The organism is Paraburkholderia pallida, from assembly GCF_004524855.1.
In the GTDB taxonomy this organism is placed as follows: Bacteria; Pseudomonadota; Gammaproteobacteria; order Burkholderiales; family Burkholderiaceae; genus Paraburkholderia; species Paraburkholderia oxyphila.
Genome location: NZ_CP038149.1, coordinates 870,680 through 882,395 on the forward strand (window position 1 = coordinate 870,680; position 11,716 = coordinate 882,395).

An 11,716-nucleotide genomic window follows, 5' to 3' on the forward strand; every position below is an offset into this window, starting at 1 on the left:
CGCAACGGAGAAATTCAAGCCCCACGCCACCGTGAAAACGAACCTGAAGCGCGCTTCGCGTGACGGTGAAATCTAGACGAGCACTTGCGCGGGTGTTGACCGGTCGCTGGCGAGCAACGCGGAAAGGCGCCGCAGCGCGGCCTGCAGACGTGTGCGCTCGCCGGTTGCGCCCAGCGAGATGCGGATTGCGTTTGCCGTATTCCCGGTCGTGCCCAGGCCTTGCTCGAACGCCGTGGATGGCGCCACGGCGAGGCCTTCGGTGCTCGCGGCCGCCGCGAGTTCGCGTGCCTGCCAGTAGCTCGGCAGCGCGTACCAGAGATGAATGCCCGCGTTCTCGCAGGCCGCCGGTCCGAGCGTCTGGGCCGCCATGCGTTGACGGGCCTGCGCCTCGGCTCGCACGCCTTCGAAGATCCGCGCGGCCGTGCCGTCTTCGATCCACTGCAGGGCCAGCGCGTTCGTGAGCGGCGCGGCCATGAGCGAGAAGCTGCGCAGCGCGGCCAGCACGCGCGTGCGCGACGCGGCATCGGGCAACGCCAGAAACGCCGTGCGCAGGCCCGGGGAGAGCGTTTTCGAGAGCGTGGAGACGTAGCAGACCTGCGCCGGCGCGAGGCGCGCGAGCGGCGGCGGCGCGTCGGGCGCGAAGCGCCAGTAGGGATCGTCTTCGACAATGCGCAGGCCGCAGCGCGCCGCGACCTCGAGGAGCGCGCGGCGGCGCGTTTCCGGCATCGTCGTGGCGGTGGGATTCTGCAGCGTGGGGTTCAGGTACAGGAGGCGCGCGCCGTGCAGGCGGCAGGCGGCTTCGAGCGCGTCGGGCAGCATGCCTTCGGCGTCCGTCGCCACAGTTTCGAGGCGGCGCCCCAGTTGCGCGAGCGCGTGCGGCAGCCCCGGATAGACGAGCGGCTCGCTCAGCACCCCCTCGCCGGGCTCCGTGAACGCGAGGATCAGCGCGGCCAGCGCCGCCTGCGCGCCGGGGCACACGGCCACCCGCGCGGGATCGATCTTGCCGAGCATCGGCTCGAGCCATTTCGCGCCCGCCGCGCAATCGGCCGCGCTGCCGCCGCCAACGTGATAGGTCATCAGCAAGTCGGCGTCGCTGCGCAGCAAGAGGCGCGAGAGCCCTTCGCGCAGCAGCGCGTCGGTGTCGATGCCGGCCGGCGGAGGCGGGATGTTCATGCTCAGGTCCACGCGCCGCTCGAGTTCCGCACGCGGCGCCGCGATGAAGGTGCCGAGCGGTCCGCGCGCCTCGATCAGCACGCGCCGCCGCGCCTCGTTGAAGCCGCGCGTCACGGTCGTGAGATCCACGCCGAGGAGCGCCGCGAGCGAGCGCTGCGGGGGCACGCGTTCGCCGGGCACGAGCATGCCTTCGGCCACGGCGCGCTCGATGAAGTCGACGAGCCGCAGATAGCGCGGCCCGCTGCCGCCCTGGAGCGCCGAAGCCCATGTCTCGGCCCACTCTGGCGCCGTGTTGTCTGGATCGACGGGATCGTTTCGCGTCATTTTGTCGCGGATGTATGCATGATGTCTTACTCTAGCATGCGGACACGAAGCGCGTAAATCCATACATATAGGCTATGTATGGCTATCTGGGCGGCGGTGTCTGGCTGCTGCCATGTTAGCGATGTGAGCATCGTATGGATGGGTTTGCGCGACAAGTCAACCATGGAACCCGACATGCGCACCTTCCACACACGAAGAGGATCGGCCATCGAAGCCGGCCCGCCGTTTCCGCAACCCGAGCGCTCATGCTCATCCCCACCACGCAAGCGCCGCACTGGCGCGACGCTTGCGCTCTGCGCCGTGCTCGCACTGCTCGGCGGCTGCAGCTCCGTGCTGCTCGACCCGAAAGGCGATATCGGCGTGCAGGAGAAGAACCTCATCCTGATCGCGCTCGGCCTGATGCTGCTCGTGGTGATCCCGGTGATCGCGCTCACGCTCTGGTTCGCGTGGCGCTATCGCGCGAGCAACACGCGCGCAACGTACGCACCGAAGTGGGCGCATTCGACCGCGATCGAAGTCGTGGTGTGGACGATTCCCTGCGTGATCGTGCTCACGCTCGGCGTGCTGATCTGGCGCACGACGCACGCGCTCGATCCGTACCGGCCGATCGAATCGCAGCAAAAGCCCATTCGCGTGGACGTGGTCGCGCTGAACTGGAAGTGGCTCTTCATCTACCCCGATTACGGCGTGGCCTCGGTGAACCAGCTCGCGATTCCCGTCGACACGCCCGTGTCGTTCCGCCTGACCGCCGACTCGCTGATGAACTCGTTCTTCATCCCGCAGCTGGGCAGCCAGGTCTATGCGATGTCGGGCATGCAGACGCAACTGCATCTGATCGCGAACCATCCCGGCACCTACGCGGGCCGCTCGGCGGCATTCAGCGGACCGGGCTTCTCGGACATGCATTTCGACACGCTCGCTACGAGCCGCGCCGACTTCGACGCCTGGATCGCGCGCGCGCAAGCCTCGCCCACGGTGCTGAGCCGCGGCGCCTACGCCCGGCTCGCGCAGCCGGGCGAGAAGACGCCCGTCACCTTCTATTCGAACGTCGCGCCGGGCCTCTTCGATGGCGTGGTCGGCCAGTACATGCGCGACGTTCACGGCAATCCGATCTGCGGCACGGGCGTGGGCGTCACTAACCCGGCGCTCACCCTCGCTCGTCCCGCCACCCTGGCAGCGGAGTAAACACACATGTTCGGAAAACTCACGCTCGATGCCGTTCCCTGGCACGAGCCAATCATCATGGGCACGGGCGCCGTCGTGGCGCTCGGCGGCCTGGCCTTGCTCGCCGCGATCACCCTCGCGGGGAAGTGGGGCTACCTGTGGCGCGAGTGGATCACCTCGGTGGACCACAAGCGCATCGGCATCATGTACATCGTGCTCGCGATCGTCATGCTGCTGCGCGGCTTCGCCGACGCGATCATGATGCGCGCGCAGCAGGCCGTTGCGTTCAACGACGCGGCGGGCTATCTGCCGCCGCATCACTACGACCAGATCTTCACGGCGCACGGCGTCATCATGATCTTCTTCGTGGCCACGCCGCTCATTCTCGGGCTCATGAACGTGGTCGTGCCGCTGCAGATCGGCGCGCGCGACGTGGCGTACCCGTTCGTGAACTCGCTCTCCTACTGGCTCTCGGTGGTGGGCGCGGTGCTGGTGATGGTCTCGATGTTCGTCGGCGACTTCGCCGCGACGGGCTGGGTCGCGTATCCGCCGCTCTCGGAGCTGGGCTACAGCCCGACCGTCGGTATGGATTACTACATATGGTCGTTGCAGCTATCGGGCCTCGGCACCACGCTCTCGGGCATCAACTTCATCGTGACCATCCTGCGCATGCGCGCGCCCGGCATGGACCTCATGAAGATGCCGGTGTTCGTGTGGACGGCGCTCATCACCAATATCCTGATCGTCGCGGTGTTCCCGGTGCTGACCGGCACGCTCGCGCTGCTCACGATGGACCGCTATCTCGACATGCATTTCTTCACGAACGAGCTCGGCGGCAACGCGATGATGTACATCAACCTGATTTGGGTGTGGGGCCACCCCGAGGTCTACATTCTGATCCTGCCTGCGTTCGGCGCGTTCTCGGAGATCATCGCGACGTTCTCGGGCAAGCCGCTGTTCGGCTACAAGTCGATGGTCTACGCGACGGCCTCGATCGGCATTCTGTCGTTCTTCGTGTGGCTGCATCACTTCTTCACGATGGGCTCAGGCGCGAACGTCAATGCGTTCTTCGGCATCATGACCACGATCATCTCGATCCCGACCGGCGTTAAGCTGTTCAACTGGCTCTTCACGATGTACCGCGGCCGCATCCGCTATCACAGCGCGACGCTCTGGACCATCGGCTTCATGGTGACCTTCGCCGTGGGCGGCATGACCGGCGTGCTGCTGGCCGTGCCGGGCGCGGACTTCGTGCTGCACAACTCGCTGTTCCTCGTCGCGCACTTCCATAACGTGATCATCGGCGGCGTGGTGTTCGGCTGTCTCGCGGGCGTGAGCTTCTGGTTCCCGAAGGTGTTCGGCTTCACGCTCAACGAGTTCTGGGGCAAGGTGTCGTTCTGGTGCTGGCTGATTGGCTATTGGCTCGCGTTCACGCCGCTCTACATCCTCGGCTTCGAAGGCATGACGCGCCGCATGAATCACTATGCGGTGCCGGGCTGGCATCCGTGGCTCGTGGTGGCGCTCGTGGGCGCGGTGTTCGTCGGGCTCGGCATTCTCGCCTTTATCGTGCAGCTTTATGTGAGCATTCGCGGGCGCGATGCGAGCCGCGACCTCACCGGCGATCCCTGGGACGGCCGCAGCCTCGAATGGTCCACGGCCTCGCCCGCGCCGTTCTACAACTTCGCCGTGCTGCCGGAGATCACCTCGATGGAGCAGCACTGGGACAACAAGGCAGCGGGCCGCGCGTATGTGCAGCCGCGCGCCTATGAAGACATCCACATGCCGCGCAACACGGGCGCCGGCTTCATCATCGCCGCGTTCAGCCTGCTGTTCGGCTTTGCCGCCGTGTGGCACATGTGGCCGTTCGCGGCGGTGGGGCTAGTGGGCATGATCGCCACGTTCATCGTGCGCAGCTACGACCAGGACGTCGATTACTGGGTGCCGGCCGCGGAGGTGGCGCGCATCGAGAACGCGCGCTTCAAGCAGCTCGGTATCGCACGCTTCGAACAAGCCGGGCAAGTTGAACAACTCAAGGAGATGGCCTGAACCATGGCTCACGCTGCTACCACTCACGCCCATGGGCACGGCCACGATCACGGTCACGACGACGGCACCAAGACCACGCTAGGGTTCTGGATCTACCTGATGAGCGACTGCCTCATCTTCGCGACGCTCTTCGCCACTTTCGGCGTGCTCGCGAATGCGACGGCAGGCGGACCAGGTGCCAGGCAGCTCTTCGAGTTGCCTTACGTGCTCGGCGAAACGCTGCTGCTGCTCGCGAGCAGCGTCACGTTCGGCATGGCGATGCTGGGCCTCCACGCGCAGCGCCGCGCGCAGGTGATCGTGTGGCTCGCGATCACGTTCGCGTTCGGCGCGGGCTTCGTCGGCATGGAGGTGAACGAGTTCGCGAAGCTCATCGCCGATGGCGCGGGCCCGCATACGAGCGCGTATCTCTCGGCGTACTTCACGCTGGTCGGCACCCATGGCCTGCACGTCACGGCCGGTCTGCTGTGGATCGCGATCATGATGCATCAGACCTGGAAGTTCGGCCTCAACGGCGCGATCCGCCGCCGTCTCGCGTGCCTGAGCCTGTTCTGGCACTTCCTGGATCTCGTGTGGATCTGCGTTTTCACCTTTGTTTATCTGCGAGGCATGCTGTGAGTTCAACCAACCTTACACATTCGAGCGGCCACGACGATTCGCACGGCAGTCTCAAGAGCTACATGATCGGCACGATACTCTCGCTCGTGCTGACGCTCGCGTCGTTCGGCGTGGTGATGCTGCATGTGGTGCCGCCTGAGGCAGGGCTCGCGGCCATCGTCGTGCTGTGCGTCGCTCAGCTTGTCGTGCAGCTCGTGTATTTCCTGCATATCGGCGCCTCGCGCAGCCAGCGCGCGAACACCGGCATCTTCGTGTGCACGGCGTTCCTGATCGCAGTGATCGTCGGGCTGTCGCTGTGGGTCATGCACAACGCGAACGTCAACATGATGCCCACGCAGATGAGCATCGAACGCGCGATGGCGCGCGACTGATCCCGCGCACCCGGGCTCGCCCGCACCAGGCCGGCCGGCAACGCGCAGCGCGCGCGTTGCCGGCATCGGCTCGAGCCAGCCACCCGGTAGTCACACAACCGCCACTCAAGCCGCCGAGAGAACCCTTGCCTGCCTGCGCATGCCGGCGAAGATCGCCTCGGCCACGTCGAGCGGAAAGTCGCCGGGAAGCTGCGCCGCGACTTCGCCGATCACGCGTTCGGTATCCCCAGCCACCGATGCCATCATGGCCTCGACCTGCTCGACGGCAAATCCCACGCGCTGCCCCTGGGCGATCCAGTGGCGCGGCAGGATCTGCGCGACGCGGTAGTGCGCGTTGCGTCCACGCACGGCCATCGCGAGGCTCGCGCGTTGCGCGGGAAGCTGATTGCGCCCGCGCCCGATGATCGGATGCGCCGAGAGCACGTCGTAGAGCGGCGTGGCAGCGTACCGGCTGCCGGGATGATGCGCGATGCTGAAGTTCTTGGCGTGCCCATCGGTTGCGGCAAGCAGCCAGAAAATCAGCTGGGCCATGAAAAAATGGCGCCGGTCGTCTGCCTGGCGCGAAGAGCCCCCGAGCACGGCCATGACGCTTTCGATGCCGGGGCCGCCGTCGGCTTCATACTTGTGCAGGCCCGGCGTACCCGTGGCCTGGCACAGGTCTTCCTGCGGCAGGCGCACGATCCAGCGGCCGTTGCGCGCCATGCGCCGGTCGAAGCGCTCCACCACGAGCGCCTTGGTGTCTTCGAATTGGGCGATCTCGCAGGGCGCGATCGGCAGACCGAAAGCCCCGACGATCTTCGCGCAGAGCCATTCGTTCTCGACCGAGGTGCGCATGTCGGCGCGCATGTTGCCGACGAGGCCAAGCGGCAGCTTCAGAATGTGTGTGGTCGGCGTGCTGCCCACGGGCAGCAGCCAGCGGCCGCCGTGCCAGAGCAGGGCGGTTTTTTCCTGCGCGCCGGCAATCGAGAGGCGCAGGTCGTCCACGCTCTCGTGCTCGGCAAACGGCGGTGCGGAGGTGGTGTCGCGCAAGAGCCGCGCAATGGCGGCTTCGGATAGCGGCTTGCCTTCGATGCTTTCGAGTCCCACCGGCTCCTCGCCGGCCGGCAGCAGTTGCAGCGCGCCCACGCAGTCGCGCCCGAGCACGGCGAGAAGCTCGAAAGGCGTGGTCCCGCCCGTGCGGTAGCGGGCCGCGATGCGGCGCCGGATGCGCTCGCTGTCGGGTAGCAGGTTGTCGAAGTAATCGCTGACGACGGCGCCGCGCAACGGCTGATTGCCGGGCGTGAAGGGCAGCGAAAGCGACAGCGGCCGGCCTTGCTCGTCTTCTGTCCAGCTTTCGAAATACGCAAGACGCTCCACGCCGCGCGCAATCTCCCAGTAGCCAACGGGCAGGCCGTTCATCCACAAGTCGAGACGGTTCGTCTGGCGGGCGCGCGCCATTACCAGTCCTCCCGCTTGCCCGGCTTCGCGCGGGGCTTTGGCGCCGTGCTCTTGCCGGCGGCAGAGGCGGGGACGCGTTTTGCGGCGCGCGTGGGTGCTGTTTTGGGTGCTGTTTTGGGTGCTGCTTTAGGTGCTGCTTTAGGTGCCGCTGTGGGTGCCGCTGTGGGTGCCTGTTTGGGCGCCGCACGCTTTTTCGCGGCGGCGCTGCGCGTGGCAGGCGCCGCCGCCTTGCGCTTGGGCGCGTTGGCCGGCGCACTGCGTGCCTTGTCCCCAACGGGGCGGCTTTCCGCGGCTTTGCGCTTCGCAGGGCCAGCCGGTGCCGCGGCACTTTTGGCCCGGTTGCCGCGCGCGGCGCTCATAGGGGGCGAAGCCGCCCCGGACAGGCGCATTTCGACCGCGAACAGCCGCAGTACGCGAAACAGCCGGTCGACGCTTGCGGACTCGGGGTGCGCTTCGAAGGCGGCATAGCTTTGCTGGGAAATGCCGAGGCGCTGCGCCACCTTTTCCTGGGTGAGGCCGGCTTGCTTGCGGAATCCCAGCAGCATGGGGCGCAGCTGGCTGACGGTCTTGAGCGAGTAGTCCACGCGAGGCTCCTGCCGCGGTGACGTGGCGAAGGGAAGGGGCGACTCACAGTCTATAGGCTGTAAATGCAAAATACAACCTTAAAGCTGTAAATACAAAATACAGCCTATAGGTTGTATCTACGGATTACAGCTCTCAGGCTGTTTATGTGGATTACAGCCATCGGGCCGCAGATGCGGTATGTGGGGATTCGCTGGCGAGGTGTCTGCCCTGTGGCAAACCATTTGGAAAATGAATGATGGACATTCCAACATTTAATTTGCCGATAACGCCGCCGTCCGATATGGTGTTGACATCTATCCCCCATAGGCCCACGCCGCGCAGCGAGCGCAACGCAGACTGGAACGCGTTGAGTGGGGCCTGATTTGCCGAGACACAGTCATGTTCGATCGCGTATTCGTCAACGCCGTGGGCGCTGACGGCCAGTCCCTGAATCTCACCGTACGCGACGGACGCCTGGTCACCCTCGGCAAGGAGCGCCCCGAGACCGGCAGCGCCGAAGTCATCGACCTCCAGGGGCACCTCGTGCTGCCGGGTTTCGTCGACGGCCACATCCATCTCGACAAGAGCTTCGTCGGCGACCGCTGGCGCCCCCATCGCGTCGCGGCGACGCTGCGCGAGCGCCTCGCCGACGAAAAAGCAGCACTGGCCAGCGCGGCGCCCATTGCCGCGCGCGCCGACGCGCTGATCCGCCAGGTGGCCTCGTTCGGCACCATGGCCATGCGCAGCCACGTCGACGTGGACGCCACAACCGGCCTGACCCACCTTCACGCCGTGATGGAAGCGCGCGAAAAATGGCGCGGCATCATGGACGTCGAGCTTGTTGCCTTCCCGCAGGCCGGCGTCGTGTCGTGCCCCGGCACGGCCGAGGTGCTCGACGCAGCCGCGCGCGAAGGCGCCGACGTCGTCGGCGGCATCGACCCGAGCACGCTCGACGGCGACGCCGAGGGCCAGCTCGATATCGTCTTCGGCATTGCGCAAAAGCGCGGCGTCAAGATCGACATTCATCTGCACGAACCCGGCGAGCAAGGCATCGAGCAACTGCATCGCATCGCGGTACGCACTCAGGCAGCCGGTCTGCAGGGCCGGGTGGCGGTGAGCCACGCCTATGCGCTCGGCGACGTCGGTCCGGACTCGGTGGCGCGCATCGCCGACGCGCTTGCCGCGGCCGGCGTGTCGATCATGACGAATGCCCCCGGCGACCGCGCCTTTCCGCCGATTCTCCAGCTCCGCGCGGCCGGCGTGCGCGTGTTCAGCGGCAACGACAACATTCAGGACGCCTGGTGGCCGTACGGCAACGGCGACATGCTGCAGCGCGCCATGCTGCTCGGCTACCGCTCCGGCTTCTATACCGACGAAGCGCTGCTGGTCGCGCTGGACATGGCGACCGAAGCCGGCGCGGCCGTGATCGGCAAGCGCGACTACGGCCTGAAGCCGGGTAACGAGGCCTCGTTCCTGATCTTCAAGGCACCGAACGCGGCGGCTACCGTTGCAGCCGCGCCCGCCGAACGCGTCATCGTTCGCCGCGGGCAATTCTGGGGCGACACCGCCCGCATGAGCTTCGAACCCACGCAGGCCGCATCCGGCCCGCGCGGCTAACTATCCCGAGCGCCTTCGCGCGCGCGATGTCCGCGCGCGGCCTCGCCTTTGAAGTTGTGACATCAAATCCTCACGGAGCGTCAAGCATGTCATCCAGTTCTTACTATGCGCCGAAAGGCGGCCATCCGGCCCAGACCGAATTGCTGACCGATCGCGCAATGTTCACCGAAGCGTATGCGGTCATTCCGAAAGGCGTCATTCGCGACATCGTCACGAGCTACCTGCCGTTCTGGGACAAGACTCGCCTGTGGGTGCTCGCGCGTCCGCTGACCGGCTTCGCCGAAACGTTCTCGCAGTACATCGTGGAAGTGAGCCCGGGCGGCGGCAGCGATCGTCCCGAACTCGACGACCTCGCTGAAGGCGTGATCTTCGTGGTCGACGGCGAGCTCGAGCTCAAGCTCAACGGCGTCGAGCACAAGCTCGTGCCGGGCGGCTACGCCTTCATTCCGCCGCGCACGAACTGGACGCTGCACAACCGCAGCGGCAACGTGGCAAGTTTCCACTGGCTGCGCAAGCACTACGAAGCGGTTGACGGCGTGCCGATGCCCGAAGCGTTCGTCACGAACGAGCAGGACATCGAGCCGATCCCGATGCCCGGCACCGAAGGCCGCTGGGTCACGACGCGCTTTGTCGACATGAGCGACATGCGCCACGACATGCACGTGAACATCGTCACGTTCGAGCCGGGCGGCGTGATTCCGTTCGCGGAAACGCACGTGATGGAGCACGGCCTCTATGTGCTCGAAGGCAAGGCCGTCTACCGCCTGAACCAGGATTGGGTGGAAGTCGAAGCCGGCGACTTCATGTGGCTGCGCGCGTTCTGCCCGCAGGCCTGCTATGCGGGCGGCCCGTCGCGCTTCCGTTACCTGCTGTACAAGGATGTGAACCGCACGGTGAAGCTCACGCTCGGCCAACAGCCGAAGCGCACGGCTTAATAGCGGCTACCCCGCCACAGCGTCGCCGGCATCTCCAGCAGGTGACGCAGGCCGCTGCGCTCGAGCATGCGCTGCGCAGCGGCCTCTACCCGTTCCAGAATCTGAGCTTCATCCACGGACAGCACGCGGTAGTCCTCCATCAGGATCCGGCCGCCCACCATCGTCATGCACACGTCCGCGGCATTCGCGAAGCACGTGACGCGATAGACAGGCATGTTCATCGGCATCAGATGCGGCTTGAACAGGTCGACGAGGATGATGTCGGCCAGTTTGCCCGCCTCGAGCGAACCAATTTCCCCATCGAGCGACAACGCCTTGGCGGCGTCGATCGTGACCATCTCCAGCGCCTTGCCATGCGGCAGCACGTCCGGATCGCGGAAGTGCCGGCGGTGATAGTGCATGCACTGCCACATGTGGCGGAACATGTCGTAGCCGCGGTCGGGCGCGGCGGCGTCCGAGCCGATCGCCACCGTGACGCCCGCATCGATCAGCTCCGGCACCGGGCAGCGCCCGATGATCGACATGATCGCGCTCGGGTTGTGGACGATCGAGGCGCCCGATTCCACGCACGCGGCAATGTCCGCTTCGGTGAGGTCGATGGCGTGCGACATGAACGACTTCGCATTCATGAGCCCCAGCTCGCGGTGTGCGAACTCCAGCGAACCGGCGCGATGACCGTCCTGCGTGAAGCTCAGCGCGCGCGACTGCGCCAGCGCCATATAGCGGGCCGCCTCGTGGCGCGCCACGTCTTCCCATTGCGCGTGCGCCGGGTAATGCTGCGGCGCAAAAACGGGCAGTGTCAGCGCGATATGGATACGCCCGTTTGCGTCGCCGTGGCAGGTATCGACGATCGCTTTGCACACTTCGTACATCTGATCGAAATCGACATCGCGCGTCGTGCTGCCGCTTGAATCGTGGCGCGTATAGGCGCGCGGCGAGGGGGGGCGCGAAGGACCGACCGCGACCATCGAACGCGTGCCCGTTTTCACCACGGCATCGCAATGGCGCCGCGCGTAGACGGGATCGTCTACGCGCATGATCGAATCGCCGCCGCCGAGCAGCGAGACGCCCGTCGTCACGCCGGCCTTCAGGCGTTCGAGTGCGGCGAGGTGCGATTCCGTCTCCCAGAAGTCTTCGTCCGATGCCTGCGTATAGATGGCCTCGCAGGCATCGGTCCACGCGTCGCCGTCCGCGCCGCCGATGGTGCGCAGCATCGCGTGGCCCGCATGCGCGTGCGCGTCGATGAAGCCCGGCAGCACGGCCTTGCGGCGCGCGTCGATCGTACGCTCTGCAGAATACTTTGCGCTGAGTTCGTCGGTCTTGCCGACCGCGACGATGCGATCGCCCTTGACCGCTACCGCGCCGTCGTCAATCACGCGGCGCGTGGGGTCAAGCGTGATCACGCAGCCATGCGCGATCAGCACGTCAACGCGTTCCCGATTGTCCATGTCCATGCTCTTTCGTATGCTT

At 66.1% G+C, this 11,716-nt stretch carries 10 protein-coding genes; 6 read left to right on the forward strand and 4 right to left on the reverse strand.

The genetic code is table 11. From position 1 onward, the window contains the following. Window positions 1-72: 72 nt before the first annotated feature. Window positions 73-1,497 carry an aminotransferase-like domain-containing protein gene (locus E1956_RS19160; RefSeq protein WP_134751954.1) on the reverse strand — a complete coding sequence of 475 codons (1,425 nt, stop codon included), beginning with the start codon at window positions 1,495-1,497 and terminating at the stop codon, window positions 73-75. A gap of 162 nt (window positions 1,498-1,659) precedes the next feature. On the opposite strand from E1956_RS19160, the gene cyoA reads away from it, so the two are divergent. Genes cyoA through cyoD form a run of 4 tightly spaced genes read left to right on the forward strand, consistent with a single transcriptional unit; the run spans window position 1,660 to window position 5,693 of the window. Beyond that, window positions 1,660-2,682, forward strand: coding sequence for a ubiquinol oxidase subunit II (gene cyoA, locus E1956_RS19165; RefSeq protein ID WP_232071722.1), 1,023 nt, complete (start codon window positions 1,660-1,662; stop codon window positions 2,680-2,682). A 6-nt stretch (window positions 2,683-2,688) separates the two neighbouring features. Further along, window positions 2,689-4,707 (forward strand): cytochrome o ubiquinol oxidase subunit I, encoded by a 2,019-nt coding sequence (gene cyoB, locus E1956_RS19170; protein ID WP_134751956.1) that lies wholly within the window; start codon window positions 2,689-2,691, stop codon window positions 4,705-4,707. Window positions 4,708-4,710: 3 nt separating this feature from the next. Beyond that, window positions 4,711-5,322, forward strand: a complete 612-nt coding sequence (cyoC, locus tag E1956_RS19175; RefSeq protein WP_134751958.1) for a cytochrome o ubiquinol oxidase subunit III — start codon at window positions 4,711-4,713, stop codon at window positions 5,320-5,322. Then, a complete protein-coding gene (cyoD, locus tag E1956_RS19180) occupies window positions 5,319-5,693 on the forward strand; it encodes a cytochrome o ubiquinol oxidase subunit IV (protein WP_134751960.1) in 375 nt (124 codons plus the stop codon). The genes cyoC and cyoD overlap by 4 nt, the downstream gene beginning before the upstream one ends. 105 nt (window positions 5,694-5,798) lie before the next feature. Here cyoD and E1956_RS19185 read toward each other — a convergent pair whose 3' ends face one another. After that, the gene (locus E1956_RS19185) at window positions 5,799-7,130 is read right to left on the reverse strand and encodes a type II toxin-antitoxin system HipA family toxin (protein WP_134751962.1); all 1,332 of its coding nucleotides are present in this window, start codon (window positions 7,128-7,130) and stop codon (window positions 5,799-5,801) included. Further along, window positions 7,130-7,714 (reverse strand): helix-turn-helix domain-containing protein, encoded by a 585-nt coding sequence (locus E1956_RS19190; RefSeq protein ID WP_134751964.1) that lies wholly within the window; start codon window positions 7,712-7,714, stop codon window positions 7,130-7,132. The genes E1956_RS19185 and E1956_RS19190 overlap by 1 nt, the downstream gene beginning before the upstream one ends. 379 nt (window positions 7,715-8,093) lie before the next feature. On the opposite strand from E1956_RS19190, the gene E1956_RS19195 reads away from it, so the two are divergent. Both E1956_RS19195 and E1956_RS19200 read left to right on the forward strand, forming a co-directional pair. Further along, window positions 8,094-9,311 (forward strand): amidohydrolase family protein, encoded by a 1,218-nt coding sequence (locus E1956_RS19195; RefSeq protein ID WP_134751966.1) that lies wholly within the window; start codon window positions 8,094-8,096, stop codon window positions 9,309-9,311. Between the two features lie 86 nt (window positions 9,312-9,397). Next, window positions 9,398-10,246, forward strand: coding sequence for a bifunctional allantoicase/(S)-ureidoglycine aminohydrolase (locus E1956_RS19200; RefSeq protein ID WP_134751968.1), 849 nt, complete (start codon window positions 9,398-9,400; stop codon window positions 10,244-10,246). Here E1956_RS19200 and E1956_RS19205 read toward each other — a convergent pair. Continuing rightward, window positions 10,243-11,694, reverse strand: a complete 1,452-nt coding sequence (locus E1956_RS19205; RefSeq protein ID WP_134751970.1) for an amidohydrolase family protein — start codon at window positions 11,692-11,694, stop codon at window positions 10,243-10,245. The genes E1956_RS19200 and E1956_RS19205 overlap by 4 nt on opposite strands. Between the last annotated feature and the right edge of the window lie 22 nt (window positions 11,695-11,716).